This is a genomic window from Cupriavidus oxalaticus (assembly GCF_004768545.1).
GTDB classification, from domain to species: Bacteria; Pseudomonadota; Gammaproteobacteria; order Burkholderiales; family Burkholderiaceae; genus Cupriavidus; species Cupriavidus oxalaticus_A.
The window spans coordinates 287,058-308,885 of sequence record NZ_CP038639.1 but is presented as its reverse complement, the minus strand read 5'-3'; the positions used below and the strand labels follow the sequence as shown (position 1 = coordinate 308,885).

General features: G+C 63.2%; 20 protein-coding genes. 12 read left to right on the top strand and 8 right to left on the bottom strand.

Annotated elements, in window-relative coordinates:
- The first annotated feature begins 21 nt into the window (after window positions 1-21).
- The 7 genes from E0W60_RS36055 to E0W60_RS36025 all read left to right on the top strand — a co-directional run bounded on the left by E0W60_RS36055 (window position 22) and on the right by E0W60_RS36025 (window position 9,202).
- Window positions 22-399, top strand: a complete 378-nt coding sequence (locus E0W60_RS36055; RefSeq protein WP_240746144.1) for a hypothetical protein — start codon at window positions 22-24, stop codon at window positions 397-399.
- A 501-nt stretch (window positions 400-900) separates the two neighbouring features.
- Window positions 901-2,301, top strand: a complete 1,401-nt coding sequence (locus tag E0W60_RS36050; protein WP_135707617.1) for an ISNCY family transposase — start codon at window positions 901-903, stop codon at window positions 2,299-2,301.
- A gap of 332 nt (window positions 2,302-2,633) precedes the next feature.
- Complete coding sequence (locus tag E0W60_RS36045; RefSeq protein ID WP_431189861.1) at window positions 2,634-4,136, top strand: ISNCY family transposase; 1,503 nt, start codon at window positions 2,634-2,636, stop codon at window positions 4,134-4,136.
- Between the two features lie 147 nt (window positions 4,137-4,283).
- Entirely contained in the window at window positions 4,284-4,754 is a 471-nt protein-coding gene (locus E0W60_RS36040) for a hypothetical protein (RefSeq protein WP_135707615.1), read from the top strand.
- Window positions 4,751-6,328: a tyrosine-type recombinase/integrase gene (locus E0W60_RS36035; RefSeq protein ID WP_240746143.1), complete on the top strand. Its 1,578-nt coding sequence runs from the start codon at window positions 4,751-4,753 to the stop codon at window positions 6,326-6,328. Before E0W60_RS36040 ends, E0W60_RS36035 begins: the two co-directional genes overlap by 4 nt.
- On the top strand, window positions 6,325-8,643 hold the full coding sequence (locus E0W60_RS36030; protein ID WP_135707611.1) for a hypothetical protein: 2,319 nt from the start codon (window positions 6,325-6,327) through the stop codon (window positions 8,641-8,643). Before E0W60_RS36035 ends, E0W60_RS36030 begins: the two co-directional genes overlap by 4 nt.
- Window positions 8,636-9,202: a hypothetical protein gene (locus E0W60_RS36025; protein WP_205751693.1), complete on the top strand. Its 567-nt coding sequence runs from the start codon at window positions 8,636-8,638 to the stop codon at window positions 9,200-9,202. Before E0W60_RS36030 ends, E0W60_RS36025 begins: the two co-directional genes overlap by 8 nt.
- Window positions 9,203-9,726: 524 nt before the next feature.
- Here E0W60_RS36025 and E0W60_RS36020 read toward each other — a convergent pair.
- Window positions 9,727-10,713, bottom strand: coding sequence for a DNA-binding protein (locus E0W60_RS36020; protein WP_240746142.1), 987 nt, complete (start codon window positions 10,711-10,713; stop codon window positions 9,727-9,729).
- Window positions 10,714-10,961: 248 nt separating this feature from the next.
- Here E0W60_RS36020 and E0W60_RS36015 point away from each other — a divergent pair, with 248 nt between their 5' ends.
- On the top strand, window positions 10,962-11,729 hold the full coding sequence (locus E0W60_RS36015) for a DUF6884 domain-containing protein (RefSeq protein ID WP_240746141.1): 768 nt from the start codon (window positions 10,962-10,964) through the stop codon (window positions 11,727-11,729).
- Complete coding sequence (locus E0W60_RS36010) at window positions 11,726-12,058, top strand: hypothetical protein (RefSeq protein WP_233528058.1); 333 nt, start codon at window positions 11,726-11,728, stop codon at window positions 12,056-12,058. Before E0W60_RS36015 ends, E0W60_RS36010 begins: the two co-directional genes overlap by 4 nt.
- Window positions 12,059-12,143: 85 nt before the next feature.
- Here the strand turns inward: E0W60_RS36010 and E0W60_RS36005 are convergent, their stop codons facing one another.
- From E0W60_RS36005 to E0W60_RS35995, 3 genes are all read right to left on the bottom strand, one after another.
- Window positions 12,144-12,365, bottom strand: coding sequence for a DUF2188 domain-containing protein (locus E0W60_RS36005; protein ID WP_135707608.1), 222 nt, complete (start codon window positions 12,363-12,365; stop codon window positions 12,144-12,146).
- Between the two features lie 66 nt (window positions 12,366-12,431).
- Window positions 12,432-12,599, bottom strand: a complete 168-nt coding sequence (locus E0W60_RS36000) for a DUF2188 domain-containing protein (protein ID WP_135707762.1) — start codon at window positions 12,597-12,599, stop codon at window positions 12,432-12,434.
- Window positions 12,600-12,807: 208 nt separating this feature from the next.
- Window positions 12,808-13,038 carry an XRE family transcriptional regulator gene (locus tag E0W60_RS35995; RefSeq protein ID WP_233528059.1) on the bottom strand — a complete coding sequence of 77 codons (231 nt, stop codon included), beginning with the start codon at window positions 13,036-13,038 and terminating at the stop codon, window positions 12,808-12,810.
- Between the two features lie 413 nt (window positions 13,039-13,451).
- Here E0W60_RS35995 and E0W60_RS35985 point away from each other — a divergent pair, with 413 nt between their 5' ends.
- The 3 genes from E0W60_RS35985 to E0W60_RS35975 all read left to right on the top strand — a co-directional run bounded on the left by E0W60_RS35985 (window position 13,452) and on the right by E0W60_RS35975 (window position 15,267).
- Window positions 13,452-14,444, top strand: a complete 993-nt coding sequence (locus E0W60_RS35985; RefSeq protein ID WP_135707761.1) for a tyrosine-type recombinase/integrase — start codon at window positions 13,452-13,454, stop codon at window positions 14,442-14,444.
- An 8-nt stretch (window positions 14,445-14,452) separates the two neighbouring features.
- Complete coding sequence (locus tag E0W60_RS35980) at window positions 14,453-14,704, top strand: hypothetical protein (RefSeq protein ID WP_135707602.1); 252 nt, start codon at window positions 14,453-14,455, stop codon at window positions 14,702-14,704.
- A gap of 131 nt (window positions 14,705-14,835) precedes the next feature.
- Entirely contained in the window at window positions 14,836-15,267 is a 432-nt protein-coding gene (locus E0W60_RS35975; RefSeq protein ID WP_135707601.1) for an HU family DNA-binding protein, read from the top strand.
- 130 nt (window positions 15,268-15,397) lie between these two features.
- Here the strand turns inward: E0W60_RS35975 and E0W60_RS35970 are convergent, their stop codons facing one another.
- From E0W60_RS35970 to E0W60_RS35955, 4 genes are all read right to left on the bottom strand, one after another.
- Window positions 15,398-17,722, bottom strand: coding sequence for an SMC family ATPase (locus tag E0W60_RS35970; RefSeq protein ID WP_135707599.1), 2,325 nt, complete (start codon window positions 17,720-17,722; stop codon window positions 15,398-15,400).
- Window positions 17,710-18,225, bottom strand: a complete 516-nt coding sequence (locus E0W60_RS35965; protein WP_135707597.1) for a hypothetical protein — start codon at window positions 18,223-18,225, stop codon at window positions 17,710-17,712. Before E0W60_RS35965 ends, E0W60_RS35970 begins: the two co-directional genes overlap by 13 nt.
- 176 nt (window positions 18,226-18,401) lie before the next feature.
- Entirely contained in the window at window positions 18,402-19,865 is a 1,464-nt protein-coding gene (locus tag E0W60_RS35960) for a metallophosphoesterase family protein (protein ID WP_135707596.1), read from the bottom strand.
- 88 nt (window positions 19,866-19,953) lie between these two features.
- On the bottom strand, window positions 19,954-21,243 hold the full coding sequence (locus E0W60_RS35955; protein WP_135707594.1) for a hypothetical protein: 1,290 nt from the start codon (window positions 21,241-21,243) through the stop codon (window positions 19,954-19,956).
- Between the last annotated feature and the right edge of the window lie 585 nt (window positions 21,244-21,828).

Below are 21,828 nucleotides of genomic sequence, written 5' to 3'. Positions count from 1 at the left end.
TTGGGGGTCGGGAACAAAATTATGCAAACCAACGGCGCGCGCCATTTTGGCATCTGTGAAGAGCGGAGGAGCGGCGTGGACAAGGTGATGTCCCTTACCGGAGGCCTACCACCCGCGCCCGAATTTGCGATCGTCTCCGACCCCACCCGCGCCACGCTCTTCGCGCATAAGGAACTGGCCAAGATGGACAAGATTGAGCGGGTTAGAGCCTGCTACCTTCACGCATGCCTGCGTTACGTGCAGCGCGAATATATGACAAATGCTACGCTCCGCGAGCGGTTCGGGATCACCATTGCCACGGCTTCCCGTCTCATCAAGGAGGCGGTCGACGCAGGCATGCTGAGGCCGTACGATGCGGCGCCGCGAAAGTTCATGAAATATGTGCCTTACTGGGCGTAGGTTTTATTTGACGACTTACTTCCGATGGCTCGCTCGCACCTGCTCCCGTCAATAGAAATGCTAATAAATTCAATGAGTTAGTAGAGATGCTTCTATTTGATGGGCAACTTTCACTCTTGACTAGTGTTGTTTAGATAACATATAGCCTTTGCCAGGGCGAACCTTCGCGGGCTTCGTGCCCTGTTGGTCATGAGCCAAGGAACTGACCCGCGGCCCGCCGCTTGGAGGCCGCAATCTATGCTGAGCCGATGGACGGCCAAGCCGCTCGCGCCGGCTTAGTTCTGAGCCGCATTAGCAGCAGCCATGTCGTCGCGTCTACATGTGTCATCCAGGCGCGGCTTGCTGCGTTCACTCCTGATTGAACATAAGAATTCTTATGCGAACCAGCGGTGTAGCGGCAAAGTTGTAATGTCCGGTTCTAGCAAAGTTGAAATGTCCGCCTGAGGCGCCTGTCCATGGTATTCAGCCTGCCCGGTTGAATGCAATGGAGGATGTCCGGGGATGGCGGGAACCGAGGTCATTACAGTAAGCATGCGTGAGTTAGACAGGCTCAAGATCGTCCAGGCGGTCGTGGATGGTCAGTTGCGGCCCGGGGTGGCTGCCGAACGGTTGGAGATCACGGACCGGCAATTCCGGCGGCTGCTGGAGCGCTATAGGCAAGAAGGCGCATCCGGGCTGGTTTCTCGCCGGCGCGGTCGACCCAGCAACAATCGCATGCCAGCGGACCGCGAATCCGTGGCCCTCGGCCTGATTCGGGAACACTACGCCGACTTCGGCCCGACCCTGGCGGCCGAGAAACTGCGAGAGCGTCATGGGCTAACGTTGTCCAAAGAAACGATCCGCCGACTGATGACGGTGGCCGGCCTGTGGGTGCCGCGCAAGCAGCGGCCGCCGAAGGTCTACCAGCCTCGTAACCGGCGCGCCTGCTATGGCGAACTGATCCAGATCGACGGCAGCGATCACCGCTGGTTTGAGGAGCGCGCCCCAGCCTGCACCCTGCTGGTTTACGTCGACGACGCCACCAGCCAGATCATGGAACTACGCTTCACTCATTCGGAATCCACGTTCACATACTTTGCGGCGACGCGGGCCTATCTGGAGCGCCACGGCAAGCCGGTGGCGTTCTACAGCGACAAGGCCAGCGTTTTTCGGGTCAACAAGAAAGGAGCAACCAGTGGCGACGGCCACACCCAGTTTGCGCGGGCCTTGTTCGAACTGAACATCGAAGGTATCTGCGCCAACAGCAGCCAGGCCAAAGGCCGTGTCGAGCGGACTCACCTGACCTTGCAGGACCGACTGGTCAAGGAGTTGCGCCTGCGTGGGATCAACACGATGGAGGCAGCCAATGCCTTCATGGCGGAATTCATCGCCGACTATAACGCGCGCTTTGCCAAGGCGCCGCGCAATGACCACAACGCCCATCGGCCGCTGCGACCAGACGAGAACCTGGATCTCATCTTCGCGTGGCGCGAGCCGCGCTGTGTGTCCAAGAGCCTGACGATTCAGTACGACAAGATGCTCTACCTGCTGGCGGATACGCCAGAGCATCGGAAACTGGCCGGTCGCTATATCGATGTCTATCACTATCCGGACGGCAGAATCGAACCACGCGCAAATGGCTCCGCCCTGCCCTACACGATTTACGATCGGCTCTCGGAAGTGGATCAAGGCGCGATCGTTGATAACAAGCGCCTGGGGCACGTATTGCAATTAGCGCAATACATTCAGGAGAAGCGCGACAACACGCGGTCACTCTCTGTGCCTGGCACGGAGAGGGCTCCCCGCAAGCGTGGACGACCGCCCGGCAAGAAGCCGCAGCGCTCGCTGGGCCAGAACGATATGTTGGAAGCGCTGCAACGGTTGCAGCAGCAGCCGTGGCCGCTTAACGGAACTGAGGATTGATTTCAGCTTGACACCTGGAAATTCAAATCCGCCCTGCTGGCATGACGGCCTCACCCTGATCACAACTCTGCCGCTTCAGGCCAGCACCACCGCCCCACGGGAACCCCAAAAAGACAGAACAAACAAGCTGGACAGACACCGGACAACCGGACATTTCAACTTTGCTGGCGCCCGGACATTTCAACTTTGCCTGGACAAGCGGTGTTGGGGATTATTAGTAATGTCACCTTTGGGATGATTAGAGATGTCACCTCATGCTGCGGCCCCGTATTCTCACCGTTCGGCGGTGGATGCTACGGGAGGCAGCCATGCACGACCAAGGATTGGTGACCATGAGCATGCGCGAAGTTGACCGCATGAAGGTGATCCAGGCAGTGGCCGATGGCCATTTGGCGCGTTGGCGCGCCGCGGAGCGGCTTGGCATCAGTGCTCGGCACGTTAGGCGGCTGGTCTTGCGGCTTCAGGAGGACGGGCCAAGCGGCCTGGTCTCGCGCAAACGCGATCGCCCGAGCAACCGCCAGTTGCCGCCCGGTCTGGAGTCGCGGATTCGCGGCCTGATCCGCGACAGCTACGCCGACTTCGGCCCGACCCTGGCCTGCGAGAAGCTGCGCGAGCGCCACGGCATCGAGATTTCCAAGGCCTGCGTGCGCCGGATCATGATCGACGCCGGCTTCTGGATCCCGCGCAAGCTGCGCCCGCCCAAGGTGCACCAGCCGCGCAACCGCCGCGCCTGCCTGGGCGAGCTGGTGCAGATCGACGGCAGCGACCACGCCTGGTTCGAGGACCGGGCGCCGGCGTGCACGCTGCTGGTCTACGTCGATGACGCCACCGGCCAGCTGATGCAACTGCGGTTCGTGCCAACCGAATCGACGCCAGCGTATTTCACCGCCACGCGCGCCTACATTGAGCGCCACGGCAAGCCGATGGCGTTCTATTCGGACAAGGCCGGCATCTTCCGCGTCAACGCCAGGGACAATGCCGAAGGGCGCGGCTACACCCAGTTCGGGCGCGCGCTGTTCGAGCTCAATATCGATAGCCTGTGCGCCAATTCGAGCCCGGCCAAGGGCCGGGTCGAGCGGATGAACGGCACGCTGCAGGACCGGCTGGTGAAGGAGCTGCGCCTGCGCGGAATCTCCAGCATGGACGCCGCCAACGCCTTTGCGCCGCGGTTCATGGCCGACTTCAACACGCGCTTTGCCAAGGTGCCGCGCAGCGACTTCGACGCGCACCGGCCGCTGCGTGGCGACGAGGACCTGGCACGGATCTTCAGCTGGCGCGAATGGCGCAAGGTGTCCCGGAGCCTCACCTTGCAGTACGACAAGGTGATGTACCTGCTCGAGGACCGGCCCGAGCACCGGCGGCTGATCCACCGCTATGTCGAGGTCGCCGAGTACCCGGACGGCAGGATCGAGCTGTGGGCCGATGGCACTGCCCTGCCCTACACCACCTATGACCGGCTCGGCGAGATCGACCAGGGCGCGATCGTCGAGCACAAGCGGCTGGGGCACGTGCTGGCCATCACGGCGCAGGTGCAGGCGCAGCGCGACAGTCGCCAGCAGGCGGGGCCGTCGCGCACGCTGCAGGGCGAACCAGCTCGGCTCCATCGCGCGCCGCTGAACGTCAAGCGGCAGCGGCTGATCAACCGGCTCGATCTGGAGCGCGCGATGACGGCCGCGCCGCTTACACAGAACGCGGACCTTTTAACTGTGCCCACGGTGAATCCACCGCTCCACCCTGAGCTGAACTCAGTCACGTCAGGCCAGCACCACCGCCCCACTACCACCCCACAAAAGCATTCAACCCCGCACAAAAAGCACGCTCGCACCGACATTTGAATTTAGCGGGCGCTGCGACCTTTCAAAACCGGCTGGACAAGCGGTAGGTTTACGGCTGTTGCGTTCTGAGACCCTGAAATCCCGCTTCTGGCGCAACAGGCAGGATGGTCTATGGTATAGATTCCTGGGTCTTGGACCTCGGCGGCCATGGTCATTCAGCTCAATCAGCCGGAGGTGCCGCAGCGTCTGCACGGCGTGACGCTGGTGGACCGGCATGGCTTGCCACGCTTCTGGGCGAACGTGTGGGCGCTGATGGCGCTGGCCGATCACGCCGAACTGACGCGGCTGCGCAAGTTGCATCATGTCGAGCGGCTGTATGCGTATGCCGACGACATGTTGGGCGCTGGTGCGCTGGACGATGCGCTGGCGGACCTGGATGACGCCCGGCTTGGCACCATCCTGGAAGGCTGGTTCGTCTCGCTGCGCAATCAGGCCCGGCCGACAGCCTCGGATCAGGAGCGCTGGCGCGCCGGGCTGGAATTCGTCGTCATGGTGTCGACCTGGGTGGGTCAAGGGATGGCACGCGACGACCGGCTGGTGCAGCTCAATGCGCGCTGCCTACTATGCGCGGGCCGTGTTCGAAGACCGCCTGTCGGCCGTCTGGAACAACGTCTTTGACGATCGGGTCGCGGTGCTGCGTGCCCTGCCGCCGGGAGACCGAGATGCCAGCGCACGTTGACGTCAATCAATGGACTGCGAGCGAAGCGCAGGCCTGGCTGGACCAGATCGTGCGGCAACTGCCGGCGCTGCCGCCCCTGCTGCGCTACTACGACGACTTCGACGACGCCACGCGCGTGATCCATGACCCGGCCAGCGCAAGCGTCTTCGCCGTCCATATCAATGGCGGTACCGAATACCTTGACTTCGCCGCGTACGACGGCAGCTACGCAACGCTGTTGAAGCACCTGTTCCTGTACCTGCTCGGGGAAAACCTGCACGTGTCGACGGCGACGAGGTACCTGCAAGCCGCGAAGCACCTGAGCTACGCCGAAGTCATCGCCCTGCTGATGGCCGGTCCCGAAAATTGCGTGGCCAGTTGGGCAGCATTGCGGGCTTTAGGAAAAGCCGTAAAAACTTACGGGTTCGCCAAGGCGCTCCTGCGCCTGCTCTGTCACTATCGGCTGTGTGGCTGGTCGCCCCAGTACCGCGAGTTCCTCGGCGCTGCTCTACCCCTCCCTGCACAGGACAAATATGCTGGCGTACGCGCCGGGGACGTCTTCCTGTCGATCGAGGAAGAAGCGGCGATCGTGCGCTATCTGGATGACACGGCCCAAGGCGTTCGCGATGGCGCGTACCTGGACGATGCGGCACTGTGTGACGCGGTGATGTTGCTGTGTGCCTATCAGTTCGGCATGCGCCCGATCCAGATTGCGCTACTGACCATGCGCGACGTGCGCGTGTGGTCGGACGGCACTGACGCGCGGCCAGCGGTGCATCTGACCTTCCGCATGGTGAAGCAGCGGCGTGGCGCCACCATCAAGCCCCTGCCCCGCCGGGTCAAACGGGAGTGGGCGGTGCTACCTGGCCAATTGGAGCAGCGTCAACGCGCGCGCGGACATGCCGGTGGTGATCGCTTCTGCAGCGTGGTCTCCGCCTCGGAAGTCTGCGTGCGCATAGCCGCGCTAACCGAGCGGCTGCTGGGCGTGCGCGTCACGGCCACCGATCTGCGACACACCGCTGCCCAGCGCCTGGTCGATGCCGGCGCCAACCAGGAAGAGCTGGCCGCCTTCCTGGGTCACGCCGACGTGACCACCGGCCTCGTGTACTTCGACAGCTCGCCCAACCAGGCGGAGCGCGTCAATCGCGCCATGGGACTGTCTCCGATCTACCAGCAGGTGGCCCGCATCGCGCACGCGCGCTTCATCAGTGCGGAAGAATTGGGTTCACTCAAGGGCGAGCAGCAGATCGCCGGCGTGCCGCACGGCATCCCGATCGCCGGCATCGGTGGCTGCACCAGCGGCCAGCCGGCCTGCCCGTTCAATCCGGTGACCTCTTGCTATGGCTGCCACCGGTTCATGCCGGTCCGCGATGTAGCGCTGCATCGCGAAGTGCTGGCAGGCCTGCGCAGCGTGGTGCGCTTCTTCCATGATGCGTCGCGCGACGAGGCGGCATCTCCGGCATACTTGCAGTTGCAGAGGGCCATTGCCGGCGTGCAAGCGGTGCTGGACGAGCTGGAGGAAAAAGCGGAATGAACGCTGGCTACCGCGCTTACATCGCCTTGGGGCAAACCTTGGCAGAACAACGGGGCCTGGCCTGGGCACTGCCATTGGAGCCGGACGGACGCGTGCACAAGGGGCATGGTTGGAACCTCTCCGCGCTCGCAGGCGATGTGCCGCCTCCTGTGCACTACCTGAACCATCTCGGCCGAGATGGCAAGATGTTGAAGGCCTTGGCCGAGCAGTCGAAAACCCTTGCCCCAGCAGCGCTGTCGGCGGCATGGCAGGATCTGATCAAGGCCGCCGTGCTGGAGCAGTTGCTGGTCAAGCGCAATACCACCGGGCACATCGTGTCTAACATCGTGCGTCCCTTGCGGGTACTGGCGACGTGCCTACCCGACCAGGAGCCTTGGCAACTGACGACACAGGATGGGCACCATGCTGTCCAACTGGCGAGCCGCATCCAGGCCTGCGGCAAGCTAGGGCAGCTCGTGGAGGGCGTCCTCAGGAATCTGTTCGACGTGCAGCGGCTGGCAAACGCCGGCCCGCTCTACCAGGCCGCGATCCAGCGCCGAACGACGAGTCGCCGGGTCCGTCGGGCCGCCTTCCTGCAATCCGAGGACGAACTACGGGACACCCTCGAGCAACGCAAGCGCGCTGAACGTCTGCCGGAGCGGCGCGCCTTCTGGGAGTTGGTGCGCATCGTCATGACCGAGCCGCCTCGTAGCTTCGTCGATACGCTGCGCTTCCTGTGCCTGCGCGCGATGATCGTGACCGGGTTGCGCATTGGCGAGGTCGTGCTACTGCCGGCGGACTGGCAGCGCACCCGCGCCTACTACGACCGGCAGGGCCAGTCCGCGGGCACGCAGGGCGGCTACGCGGAGGCGCTGCTGCTGCGCCACTTCGCGGAAAAGCAGCAGACCCCGACGTCGGACAGTCGTGTGCTGTTCGAAAAGGTGCAGTACGTACCGGAGATGTTCCGCGACTTGTTGACGGAGACGCTAGCGCGCAGTGTGGCGCTGACCGAGCCGCTACGCCGGACCGTGCGGCAGCAAACCGAAAGCGGTCGTCTGCTGCCGTGGTACGCCGAGCATGAGGTCATACCCGCCGCCCATCTGTACCCTCACCTGACCGGCAATCCGTTCTGGGCTGCTATGGATGGCGCGCAGCGGGCCGACCTGTTGGATCGCTATCGCGCGCAGTTCGACGTCACCTTGCTGCAGGAGATGCATGACCTGCAACGCACCAGCCATGCACGGCAGCCTCGCCTGGACTCGGCTGCCTACGTGTATCTGAACCGTCTTGAAAAGGCCATGCGGGCTGGCGAGCACCCCCTATCCTTCCGCCGGGCCGATGGCAGTGTGATCCCGCCTGACGTCCGGTTGCAATGGTCGCAGACATGCCTGCATGTGGGCGAACTCGAAGCCTACCTGCGGGCCGCGGTGCCGACCAAGCTGTCGGACACGGCACCGTTGCCACTGATGTCTGGCCAACTCCAGAGTTGGGAGTTGCTGTTCCTGGCACCCAAGTGCTCGCTGGCGGAGGAACGTGATGACGGCATCTGCGATGTGACACGTGTGATGGCGGTGAACCGGCCAGATACCGGCTTCGTGGCGAATGCGATCGGAGAGCGGCCTTCGGGAGAGTCGCTGTTCCAGCGCTATGGGCAAAGCCCGGAGGACCAGAGACTGCACCTTGAGTCGCACATGCTGCGCCATTTACAGAACACCGAGCTGTTCCGGCTCGGTGTCGCGGACACGATCATCTCCAAGCGCTTTAACCGGCGTAGCGTGACGCAAAGCTACGTGTACGACCATCGCAGTCTGGCCGAGCAACTCGACCAGATCGAGTTGCCGGCTGAAGTGGAATCCTCCCTGGGCGAGAAAGCGGCCACGGTGGCCAAAATGATCCAGGCTGGCAAAGCCAGCGGTCCCGTCGTTGCCGCGTTCCTGCGCATCCAGGCTGACGAAGGCGACGAGGCGGCCTTCGCCTATCTGAAGGCGGAAGCCGATGGCTTCCATGTGACCCCGTACGGGCACTGCCTGAACAGCTTCACGGTCGATCCCTGCCCCAAGCACCTGGAATGCTTTACCGGCTGCCGGCACCTGTCGGCGACCAACCTGCCCGAGAACCGGGCGCATCTCGTCAAGCTGGAAGGCAAGCTGGAGGCCGCTCTTGCACATGCCGAGGCACGACCGGCTACAACGCTGGGGCGCGATAACCAGATTGCACATGCGCGGGTTCGGCTCGAAGGGGTGCGCAAGCTGCTGGCCAGCGCTAACGGCGAGCTGCCCTTCCCTGATGGCCCGGATCTGTCGGTGATACCGCCACGCGGAGTGCTCGATGACTGAGACCAAGACGACAGCGGCAGCGCCAGACGATCCGGACCTCGTTCGCATTCTGGAAGATCTGCTGGCCCACGACGAGACCATCACGGCGCGCGCCGTCGCGCGTCGCCATCCCAGCCTCAAGGCGGCTTCGTCCATCACGCGCAGCCCCGTGCGCAGCCAGTTGCTGGCGCAGTACCAGCAGCGCCAAGCGGAGTTCCGCCGCTGGCAGCGTCGCCTGCCGCGACAGGCGAGCGCGGTGACGGCGGCAACGCTGGCCGAAAAGGAACTCCGCATTGCCGAGCTCGAGCGGCAAGTGAGGCTGCTGACGAGTTCCCATCTGGCCATGATCCGGGTCGTGGGCGAACTCGGGGGCTTCAGCAAATGGGCGGCCTTCTATGAGCATTACGCCGAAGCGCGCGCTCAACTCGAAGCATTGGGGGCCCCCTGCCGGTCGCGACGATCACCGCACTTCCCTCAGCCCCCCGGCCCGACGAGGGCGAGCCTCCCAAAGCCTAGGCGCGTCGACTTCGTGCCAGATGCGCTGTTGCGTTGCTGGCAGTCATCTCGCGCAACAAAGTGACCTCCGATCGTTGCGCAACAGTGCGGACTACCCGGCTGTGGATAACTTCGCTGAAAACCCGCTATATATCAATATGGGGCAGTGAAAACGCCCCTCGCAACAAAAACCCCGACATACCAACTGTACGCGAGTGCTGTAACAAGCACAATCAGATGCGCGCATGTCTCAGAACACCTTACCCGGCAAAACACAGTCGAGCGGTGCGCGCCGGCCGTGCGGGACGGTTGAAATGGGTGTTGAACACCGAACCGAGAACCGCTTGCCTCACGTGCAGAGGGCTCACGCAACACCCCGGATCTTCGGCATCGGCTTCAGGCACAGCGCGTCGCACTTCTGCAGCTTGTCGCTGAGACCCAGGTAATGTAGATCGCTTGCCGTTTCGTGCAGCAGGAAGAGTGGTGCCCGGCCGGGCTCAGCGCGGTGGCCAAAATGGACCCCACGCAGTATCCGGGGAGCTCTCGCAGGAAACGGCCCAGGCTGTCATACGACCACCCTTGGACCCGTGCTGGAGAGGCCGATCGCCGTTAGCGCCGCCTACGGGGTCGCGCCGGCGGTTTGCTTTCGTCGACCCCCATTGCGTTTGCGCTTGCTTCGTCCAGTTGCTGACTCTCAACGGCGGCCGTCTCAGCGCCCTTGGCCTCCAAGTGAGCACGCAACGCTCTCAGCTCGGCCTGTGCCTCAGCGGCCAGGCTGACCGCTTCGATTAGCTTATCCCGCGTGGACTGATGCGCGGCGTGCACCTCCGTCAGTTCCTGGCGTGCTTGCCCTTCCCGCGTCTCGGCGCTACTCAAGCGCGCTTCAGCCCGTTGGCGAGCCGCTTCTTCTGCCGCGCGCTGGGCTTCGGCAACGGCCGCGGTCTTGTCGGCCGCTGCGCGCAAAGCCTGCTCGCTCCCCAATTGACCCCGTACCGCGCCCAGTTCGTCCTCCAGGCGAGACACTGCTTCCAGGCGCAGTTCCGCTTGTGCAAGCGCACGCCGTACGCGTGCCAACTCCTCCTGTTGGCGTGCTGCCCCTTGCTGCAGGCGCTCAATTTCGTCGGCCTGCTCGTTCGCCCTGCCCGCGACGGTATCGCGATCGGTCGTAACTTCCAAGAGCTGCTGAGCCATGTCGTCTCGCTCTTTTTCAAGCGCTTCGCCGTTCGCTGCCATCGCGGCGAGCTCATTCATCGCCTGCGCCAGGGCGGCCTCCGCTTCGGCAGCCGCTTCCTCGGCGACTTTGGACAACTCGGCACCCAGCGCGGCAAGGAGGCGTGAATTCGGTTCGCTGAGCTTGCGTGGTGGCCGCTTCTGCTGCTGTTCCTGCCAGGTCGACCAGTACCGATGAATCGTGTTCATGCTGCCGCTGCCCAACCGCTCGCGCACCGCGGTCAGCGTTGGCTTTAGTTGTTGGGCGACCAGCGCCTCGGCAACCGCGGCCACTTGCTCATAGGTGATGCCCGGACGTGCCATTTCGTATTGCTCATGCTCCGTTGATATCGTATTGAAAATAATACGATACGATACGAAAAACAAGTGCGGTGAAGAAAGCAATGGGGCGGGGCCCCCGGCACACGCCCGCTGGGTAGAAGATCGCAAGCGGCCAATGGTCTACCTAGAGTTGGCTGGGCGACCTCGTCGCCTGGCGGCGACCCGAGGTGCTCGATTTCCGGCTGGCATGGATGGCGGAATAGAAAGCGCGAAATCTAGTGTTTACGGGTGTCGCTCCTTGACTTCGCATCCGCGCCGATAGAGTCAATGCAATCCTTTCGACGACGATGCAAATGCTCACCCGCCAAACGCAGCTCTCCCTGTTCCCGACCTCTTCGGGCCGCGTCCACCTCGCCAACGCTCCGGCGCTGCTGCTGCTTGCCTGTTCCGGCACGAAGCTCGACCGGCAGGCGCGTGTCATTGACCTCTACCAAGGCGTGATGTACGAATCCTATCGGGAGCACCTGCGACGGGAGGCCAGACCGAATGTCCTGATCCTCTCCGCACGTCACGGCTTCCTGGATCCGCTCGCGGTGATCGATCCCTACGACCAGCGCATGACCGCGCAGCGTGCCGACGCGATGTTGGCCGATCTGCCGGCATTCGTGCGATCGGCGAACTGGCCAGCCCAGGTCGGCAAGGTGTTGCTGGCCGGCGGCAAAGAGTACCGCCGTGTCATGCGCGCCGCGCTCGCTCGCCAGTACAACACCACGCTGCCGGCCATTCAGGAAACGACCGGCGGCATCGGCATGCAACGCTCACAACTCGGCGCGTTTCTCGACGGTCTTGCGCCGAGGTTCAACGAGCCGATGGGCCATCACCCCAATGGCACGCCGCTCTACCGGCACTACGGCTGGATCGAAGCCGGTGCTGTGACTGGCCTGATCTACCGGGCGGCCCCTTACCTGCCTGCCGTCAAGGTCCGTGTGCTTGCCTTGTTCCAAGGCCCCTCCGGACCGACCGCCGATGTGGAGGTCGAGGAAATCATCCGCGGTCGCACCAGCATTGGCCCTCGCTGGGTCGGCGTGGCGGATCTTCACCCGCTGCAGGAGGCCGCGTGAGCGAATTCGAAAAAGCGCTGCACCAGGAGGCGAAGGCGCTCAGCGAGAATCTCGATGGCACAGCTGGCCAGCTATTGGCCCTCACGCACGCCGGCTACAAGGCGTGGGCCAAGGAAGGCAATCTGCATTTCCCGGAGCCAAAGCGCTACGCCCTGCTCCACGAGATCCTGCGCTACTGCGCCTACGGGAGTTTGCTCGAGTGCAATCCGACGCAATGGGATAGCCTGCGGGAGATTGCCGAGATGCTGGATGGGCGGTACCCACGTTATGCGTGCACGCGAGCGCGTCTGCGTGCGCGCCGCAACCGCTATGGCAGACCGTGCGTCTAACGTGCCAACGGTGCGTGCCCTGCCACAGCTGCCAGCGATATCCGCCTCGTCCCGAGGCGGGCGATAGCCGCCATGTCGGACTGCCCTATCCAACCACGTCCGCCGGTTTGACGCTCTCCGCGCGCAGTCGTACGCTGCCAGCTAGCGGCTGGATGTGAAGCTCGATATTCTCTCGACGAGCTCTGGCCCAGCCGGCACAAATCGCGGCTTCCAGCGTGGGGAACAACTGACGCGGCTCCGGTGTGCCGTCTATTTGTAGCGCCCACTGATGTTCGGCCGGCACGACGCTAATACTGTTTGCAGGCATCAGAAGCTCCAAAGATCGCCGCAGGCCATGCCGCGACGCCAGATGCCACCCCGTGGGGGAAGCGTATCACCCCTTGATCGAGCGTGGATCGTTGCCGAAAGAGTTGCGCTCGCGGATCTGACCATCCGGACCATGGATCAGCAGTTCGACCTTGTCTTGGTTGGCCTTTTCTGTCCCGGCAGCAATGGCCTCTTCCTCGCTAGGGTAGAGTGACCGCCGTCCGTGACCTCGAATGCGACCGCCCTACGAACGCTTCTTCGCCGATTTTCCCCGCACGCATGGGCTGCCGCCCACGCCGCAGCCGGGGAAAAGCCGCCCACAGGATCGGCACTGAATCGGATGGCCCAGCAAGGCATAAGGCGCGTCAGCACGCCAAGCGAATGGCATTTCCGTACCGGTCGAAAACCGCACCCGGGCATGACGCCCGTCCTGATCGGCGTCTCTAACCTTCCAGCCAGGCATGCTGATCCCTAGCCGCATCGCCGATCTTGGCCGCATGAGCCGCTGCCTGTTCGAGCCAAGGCGCATGCGCCTTGGGTACGACCAGCATCGTCAAACCCAGGCCGTCCAGCACACGCAGGGCATGCTCGAGATTGACGCCCTTGCCGTTCTCCAGCTTGGACAACATGCCGATCGAGACAGCGCAATGCCTTGCCGCCTGGTCAATCGGCATCCCCTCCCCTGCTCGCGTGGCTCGAATGCGCTCGCCCAGTTGGTGAATGGTGCGAATTGTCGCGCGCGAAGGCGGCGTCGGATCAGGTAGTGGTCGCGGCATGGAAGCCCGTCCCGTGAAGAAGGGAGGTCAGCGTGGAAGCTGCTTCCGATTCTTTCATGAAAGTGAAATTATACCTCACAACGCTGATGGCGGCGATCTATGCCGAGAAGGAAACTGGCCAGCCCCGCCCGACAAACTCGTGGCGTTGGCCCATGCAGGCCTGAAGGCGTGGGCGAAGGTCGGCAATCTTCAGTTCCCGCCCGAAAAGCGGTATGCGCTGCTTGCCTCGCGCCGCAACCGCTAAGGCAGGCCGCTGTTAGACCTCTCTCTTGGAAGCGATACACGCCGCGAAGCGGCGGCACGTGTACGAGATGAGGTATTTTCAGTATATAACAGCGGGTATGGCACAAATGGATTCCCTCTGGCTCAGCAACCCGACCCAGGCTTACCGCGACTGGCAGACGCGTGAGGCGGCCGGCGCAGATCGCCGCCCCTTCTCGGCACGCTCGATCGTCCAACATCAGGCAATGTTCGAGCACTTCCGCCGACACCTGATGAACAGGGGCGCGACCATCGCCTCATTTGGCACCGCCGATGTTGACGCGTTCTGGCGGACGACCGACGGCCGGTCGTACTCCCAGGCTACCCGCATGCGGTATGTGAAGCTGCTGGACCGCCTGTGCCGACATCTGGTCTTCGCCGGCGTGCGGCAGGACAATCCAGCGGCCGCACTCCTCTTTGCTGAACGCTGGCCAGATCAAGAACCCACACCCCTATTCCTTGATGAGGCGGAGGATGCGCGGCTACAGGCCTATCTTCTATCGCCTGCCGAGGACCTGGCCGGCTTGCGCGGCCGCGCGATCGTCGCAACATTCCTCGCAACGGGTGTTACAGCAGGGGAAGCGCGAGCAGCGCGTATGAGGGATCTGATCGCGGATGCAAACCCGCCCTATCTTTTTGTGTCGGCACACGGCGCACGGGACGCGCGCACGGTTCACCTCGCCGACTTCGCGATACCTGTCCTACGGACTTGGTGTGCCCGCCGCTCGATTCTCCCCGTCGAGGGCGACCTACTTTTCACGCTCACCCCCGATGGCCGACCGATCACCGACATGAGCTTCGGTCGCATCGTGGCGACCGCACTTGCCGCAATGGGGTTCTCCGGTGCAGAGCCAAGCCCCCGCACGTTGCGCAATACCTTCTGCCGGCGCCATCTCCTGGCAGGCAACTCACGTGATGAGGTCAGCCGCATGTTGGGGCTGGCCAGCCATCGCACTTGTGACCGAATTGCTGCGACGCTGCCGACAGCGGACGAGCCAATGCACCAAAATAGCTCGCCTGACGCGCCAGCAAAGGCCGAATAAGGAAGATCATGGATATTCCACTGGACACTGTGAAGGTCATTTACCGCCGTGCGATCGACCCAAGGGCAAGCGACGGTGAGGGTGCGGCCTGGTGGGCCGCCGTCGCGGAGGAAGTCATTGCCGTCATCCGTGCCGAGGACACCGTGGCCACTGCCAGCGTTATCGCATGGTGGCACCACGACTGGCATGCAGTGGGCGACTCCGCGAGAGCGGCAGCTGCACGCATCCGGCGCGCTTGTCACGCGCTCAGGATCGGCTGATCGAGCAATCCTTGGCGCGCACACGATATCGGGCCATCCCTATTGCATACGCGCCTGCTTTTGCTATTCTTCGCCGGTGCGCCACCCTAAATCGCTTACAGGCGCGCATTTTTTTCTAACCAGACACGACTATGGCCACGAAAGCGAAACCCGTAGCAAAGACTGCAACGAAGACCGCAGCAAAGAAAGCTGCTCCGGCAAAGAAGGCCGCTCCGGCCAAGAAGGCTGCCGCAGCCGTCCCGGTCGCCAAGCCTCTGAAGGACACGTTCAACAAGTCGAGCCTACTCGCCCACCTGGTCACCCAGACCGAACTGGACAAGAAGACCGTTCAGACTGTGCTGTCCCACCTCGAAAACACCATGGTGAGCGCGATCCATAAGAAGGGCGCCGGCGAATTCACCCTGCCGGGTCTGTTCAAAGTGGCGGCCATCCAGGTTCCGGCTACGAAGAAGCGCTTCGGCAAGAATCCGTTCACGGGCCAAGAACAGTGGTTCGCTGCCAAGCCGGCATCCGTAAAGGTGAAGGTTCGTCCGCTGAAGAAGCTGAAGGACGCCGCGATGTAATCGTCCCGGTTCCCACGAGCCAAAGAAAAAGCCCCGAGATCTTGCGGATCTCGGGGTTTTTTTTCGTAGTCAGATAGAAAAAGCCCGCTCACCTTTCGGAGATGCGGGCATGTTGGACGATGGGGCAGCCTTACTGCGCCGCCAGGGCAACTACATCGATGACACCGTCAGCTTCGTCGACCAGATCCGGCGTTTGCGAGATGAAGAACTCTCGTTCGTAGCCGCCCAGCCGCAGCACTTCGCGCTTCATTCTCATGAAGGCGCGCTTGCGCTCCGGATCCAAGGGGCCATCGGCCTCGTCAGTAAAGAGGGTCTGAAACGGCTGCTGCGCGTCCTGCGACCGGTAAAGGGCGATTCCACGCGTCAGACACTCATTGATCCACACCTTTTGTCCACCTGACATCACGGAGAAATCCTTCGTGCTGTCGTTGTCGGCGTCGATCACATCAATGGCAAATCCCTCCCGCTTCTCGCCGTTGGCCAATTCGGTCTGCGTCTGAATCGCGATGGTGAATCGCGGTCCATAGCAGGCCAGCAATAGGTCATTGACGATTTGCGTGATGGCCGGGCCCGCGTCATCGATGGACAACGCGATCACGCCATCGTTGCCCAAGCCTTTCGCCAACAGCTTCCACTGCGCGATCTTGTCGGACAGCGCCTGTACTTTGGCCTCTGCTGCCGGTAAGCCGGCGAGCTCGGCATCCAGGCGCTCGCGTTCCGCCGTCAGCGTGCTCTCCTGCCGGATCAGCGCTTCGATCCGGCCGGCGATGGCAGCGCCAGCCTCCCGGCTGACAGCGATCTGGCGGTCCAGCTGGGCCAGCATGCCGGTCACATCCTCTGTGGCCAGCGATGCCAGTTCCCTTCGCACCGCGTCAAGCTGGGCTTGCACGTCCGCAACATCCCGCTTGTGGCGGTCTGCGCGCAACGCGCCTTCCTCAGTCAAGGTGGTCAGATCGCGGTCGGCCTGCGCCAGTCCTTCGCGCGCGGCGTCGAGCATGGGTCTCCTGGCCGCCAGCGCCGTGAGACGCTGCAGCGATTGCTGATCGCGCTCCAGGTCGGATCGCAGCGCCGCGGAAGCATTCCGCGCCTTTGCGCGGTCGGCAAGCGTTTCCTCCATCGACTGCGCGTGCGCCAGCTTCTTGCGATAGCTGTCGCGAAGCGCCTCAACTGTCACGGCTTGCTCACTGAGGCTCGCTTTGGCATTCCGGGCTTGTGCCAGCAACGGGCAGGTGGCATGCATCGGGTCGTTCCGGCAAGGAACAGTCTCGATGACGTCGGCCTGCAGCTTGAGCGATTTGACCAACTGCGCCGCCGAGGCACCGCGTTGTTCCAGGCCCTTGAGCTCGGAACTGAGCGCTGCGTGCTCGACCTGCACCGCATCGAGCTTCTCAACAGTCGCCTGCTGGCTAACCAGTTCCGCCTGCTTCCGGCCGATGGCAAGTTGCAAGGCATCCCGCTCGCCGGCAGCCGATTCAATGGCAGAGGCCTCCGCCAGCACTGCGCGGTGGCTTGCCGCATTTCGGTCCAGATCGCGTCGGCGCACCGCAGCACGGCCGGCAGCCGCCCGTTCGTCGCTGGCCAGCAATACCGCACGCTGCTCCAACTCGCCCTTGCGCTGATTCAATTCCCGCAACCGCGCTTCGGTACCGGCATTGGCCTCCTGCTTCGCAGCCAGCGTCGCGCGCTCCTGCATCAGCTTGACACCCTTGGCTGTTTCCAGCTCCCTGGCCTCGCGCTGGGCATCCAGGCTTTCCCCAACCTGCCAGATCTCCTTGGCAACTACCGCGGCACGATCGCGCTTTCCCGTGAGGGTCAACACGTCGCGCTGCAGAGTGTCCAGCGAGCGGGTGAGCAGCTTGCCTACCTCCCCCGCTTTCGCGGACAAGTCGCGCAGGTGCTCGATCCCGAGCAGCTCGGCAAGCAGTTTCTTGATCTCGCCGGCCTGGTAACTGGCGAGCGGTCGACGGTTCTGGGCAGAAAACACGCTGGTGAAGAACGCCTCGGGCGACCCCAGCACGGCCTCCAGACACCGGTTGTAGGTCTCCGCCTTGCCGTCCGACAGCGTACCGTCAGGCAACTGCAGGGGCTTCCAGTCACTTTCAGCGTCCTTCTCGAACAGGTAGTACTCGGCCTTGCGGCTCCTGCCAGGATTGCGGAACGCGAACGCGGAGCGATACGTCTTGCCACCGTGCTCCCACTCCAGATCCTTCTCCGCGCGCGGGGCGCAGAGATGGTCCCAGTACGAGAACGCGTCGACCGACATCTTGCTTGCGTGGCTCGGCATGATGGGAAACGGGTGCAGGTTGTCCATGATCGTGGTCTTGCCAGCCCCGTTGGGGCCGACAAGGGCGATCAGCCCCCCCGGCAGCGTCGTCAGGTCCAATGTGACGCTATCGCGCTTCATGCCGTCGCGGATCCCATAGAATCCGGTGAGCATCAGTTTCAGTGGACGCATTCGGACACCTCCGTACCGTTGAAGGAGTGAAGGTAGTCAGACGGCACTTCCATGGCGTTGTCGTCAAACACTGGCATCTCGGCGAGGACCGGTACATCGCGTTCCGGCTTGCCAGCGATGGCGCGCTCCAGAGAGCGACGGGCTGCGGCAAACTCGCCGGCGGCCATCTTGATCACAGCTGGCCAATCCTCAAGGCCAGTGATGGCCCTGAGCTCGAGTTGGCTCCACTGGGAAGCCAAGCCGTTGGATGCTGACCAGATCAGGTCCTGCAGCTCCTTGGAAGGTGCCACGGCAAAGAAGGTGTTTCGGCCGACCTCACCAAGCGCCAGGACCAGCATGTGACCGCGCTTGGCGATCACCGTACCGCGGCCCTGGCCGAACGGTTCATACAGCATGCATTGTGTAAAGTCATGGGCGTCGGCCAGGCGCTTGGCCATCACCGAGCGGTCGATGCACGTTTCCTCAACGAACAGCCAGTCAGGACCGGCGTGGTACAGAATCATTTTGCACTCCTGGAAGAGGACGGAGTACGCCCCGGACGGGAAGCACCCGTCTGGGTAGATAGAAAGAAGATGGATACTGCGGGGTCGATGCGTCAAGGACGCGAAGAAAACCGGGTTTCGGCAGCCTCTAGGGCTGCCGGAACATGGCTCGCATGCTCAAAGTTGTATGCGGATCGCTACGCAAAAAGATCGTCCGTCAGCCAGTCCATCGCAGGGGCGGCAGGCGATGACGATGGCAAGGCCGGTCTGGGGTCCGTTTCGTTCTTCGAGACTAGCGGCGCCGGAAACGCACCAACGTCGTCTTCCAACTCCATGCCAACCAGCGCCGCTAGGACTGGTGGCACCACAGGCTCGGGTGGGGCAGCATCAGGTGCGGGTGGTACCGGATCGGCAGCAAGATCCGTCAGCACGCGATCAACAATCGCCTGCGCATCGAGCGTTTCAAGCATCGAGAGGCTGTCCAAGAGTGGATTGGCCTCAACGCCCGTCAACTCACACCAGCGCCCCAGCTTCTCGGGCAACGTTGCGGCCCGGCTGATGCCTTCGGCACGGCTACGCACAGCCGGGAGCACCCGGGCTTCGAGCTTCACCTCCGCACTGGCGCCAAAGAGAGCCGTGATGGCCTGCCGGTCCACAAGCTGACGGTGCTCCTCGTTGACGGACCAACGGATGCGCACGAACTTGTCGGCAGCGTCGGCGGCCATCTCGGTCAGCTGCGCCATATCCGGCGGGCCGTCGAAGTCAATGCAAACGGTCTGCCGCGCCGGGGTCGCCACCAGCGAGGCCTCGGCCCGGCCGGGAGCAATCTGCCACCGGAGGTAGCCCTTGTCCCCGATCTCACCATAATGGAAGCGCCCGATGGAGCCCGGATAGGCCACCACCCTGCCCTCCTGCGCCCATTGCTGGGCGCGGTGAATGTGGCCGAGCATGAAGGCATCGCAGTCGGCATCGAACAGTGCACCAATGGTGAATTCGTGGTCGAATCCGGCCATCGGCACTCCGTGCTCAGTCTGGCATCCGTTGACGGTACCGTGGGAAACGCCGATCGTCCTCGCGCCCAGAGATCGCCATTGGCGATTGACGGTGCCCGCAGCCTTCAGATAGTCGGCCAGGTGATCGCCAACTGCCGTGGCAGCACTCGCAACGCCAGCCGCGGCCGCCAGAACGGCCTTGTTGACCGTCGGCACACAGGTGAACACCACCTCCGGTATGCCGTGCTGCGCTAGCAGCGCGTCGATCTCCGCGGCGTCAAAGACGGGCCTCGCCGACGGCACGAACTGCCCGTCGCATAGCGCAACCTGATGGATACGATCCGCGACATAGACCGGGTACTGTGCGCCGATGAGGCGAAACAGGTCCAGCGTGCCCGGGGGCTCGTGGCTGTACGTGCCTTGCAGCATCAAGACGGGCATGCGCGCCGTCAACTGGTGGACGCGGCGTGCCAGCGTAGACAGCGCCGGCGTGTGCGCATCCAGGCGATGGTCTGTGGAATCCCCCGACACCACGCCAACCTGACAGCCGCCGGCAATTGCATCATCGACCGCAAAGCCGAAACAGCGATCGGCCTCTGCCAGATGGCCGGGGGAATAGTGCAGATCCGAGAAATGCGCGACAAGCAGGCTATCGCCTTCGTTGTGCATGGTATGACCTCCAAGGGAATGTGCCGGCGCGCGGCAGGAAAGGAAAAAGGGGAAGCCGTATGGCTTCCCCTGACATGCCGGCACGACGTTACGGTGCGACTTCGGCAGCGATCGCGGCGACCTGTTCGCGGAACGCGAGCGGATTGGTCAGCGCTGTGCGCATTTCGCCAAGCAACTGGCGAACGTCCTGGTCGCGCTTGGTCCAGCCGCGCCCGAATGTGGCAGACGCGTAGATGCGGAACTGCGCCCGGCCCTCCTGATTGGCCAGGCCCAGGCGCGCCATCAGATCCTCGAACTGACTTTCCAGGTCTTCGCCGTCGACGGGCACTTGATGAGCGGCAGGGGTATCAACAACCTCCGGTTGATTCGGCGGTTCATTGCCCGGCAGCGGCGTCTGCTCCGCTGGATGTAACTCGTCTTCCAGCGCAGCAACTGCCTGCGTCGCCATCTCGAGTGCCGGCGCACGACGGTCCGACCCGTCCAGCAGGGCAGCGATATCGATCTCGGCGTCCAGCGTGATGAGCCACTGCATCTGGCGCACGGCCCTTCCGCTATCATCGATACGGCTGATCTCCACCTCCTGCTTCGCCATCCAGAACTTGACGCCCACCAGCCTGCCGCGCGCCAACGCTACGGTCTGCATGGCGGCGTGAGCCTTTTGCAGGACGTAAATTGAGGTTGTCGGCATTTCGATGAGGCCAAGGCCACAAATGCTGGGCAGCGCAAAATAGAAACTGGCCGACAGGTTGCAATTCCCCTCCTGGTACTGCGGGCACATATGCGGATCGCAGATGCCGTCAGGGATATCGTCGTCCTGTCGCAGGATGATGGTGCGGCCGCCCCAGGTTCGCTTCGCGCGATTGGCGCGAGCGTCTCGCACGGGGGGCGCGTACATCTTGCAGTAGCGCCTGCCGTCCGGCCCGTACTCCGAGAAGAACTGGCGACCGCTCTGCGTCCATGCCACGAGCTGATTGGGCATATTGCTCAACCAGTCGTCGAACGCGAAGATGACCGGGAAGCGCCAAAGGCGGAAGCCGTTGCCGTCGCCACGGTCCTCACCGTAGCGCTTCACGATGTCTTCAGCCACTGCCGGGTTGGCGAAGTCCGAGCCGCGGCAAGTGAACCACGGCACGTTCTTCGGTACAAGGGGCGTTTTGATCCCGGTGGCTCGGGAAATCTCTGCCCCGATTCGCTCGAAGCTTTGACCCTGCGCCAACATCCGGTCATGGATCTTGACGGCTTCGGACTTCTCGCGGGCGGCCTTGGTCAGAACCTTAATACCGGGCCGGATCTTGCCGATGATCGGTGGCCGTGTGGGCCGCTCCTCCAGGAGGCTGCGGCGTCCGCCAGGTTCGCTGTAGGTGATGGGTGCGTGCATGGTAGTCCTTTCTCCTTTCAGGAAAGAGAACGACATCGGCCCGGATGGACGCAGCATGCTCCCGAAGGCGCTGGGCTGTGTCGGCCCCGCGCTGGGTCGTTGCGGCAATGAGGAAGCCTGACTCGCAGGCTTCCGAAAGTCTGGCGGCGCGAGAGGCGCGCCAGAAACGAAGAAAGCCCGCTCCGGATTGCGCCGGCAGCGAGCTTTTCTATTCAGAACCTGCAATGCCACGCCCCTTCCGGGGGCGTGGCACTGAGGGAGCGGCACGCTAATGCGCGCTGCTCGATGCTGAGGACGTAAAGTCGTCCTCGTGCAGCATGGTCACGCTGCACTGCAACCCATTTCGCGAACCCACAGGTTCGGCCGCAGGTTCACGGATCGGCTCGACGGCTGCCGTTCTGCCCGGGAGGGGCCTTTGAGAGAGAGCTCCACATGATCCCGGGCTCGAACGGTGTCCATTGCGCGCACTCACAGGGAGGCACCGCGAGAACGCGTATTACGAGCTGATGAGGGAAGTGTTCGGCGAAAACACTTAGCACAAGGAATATCCACACTGGTAGCCAACCAGTCGGCGCGTGCGCAAAT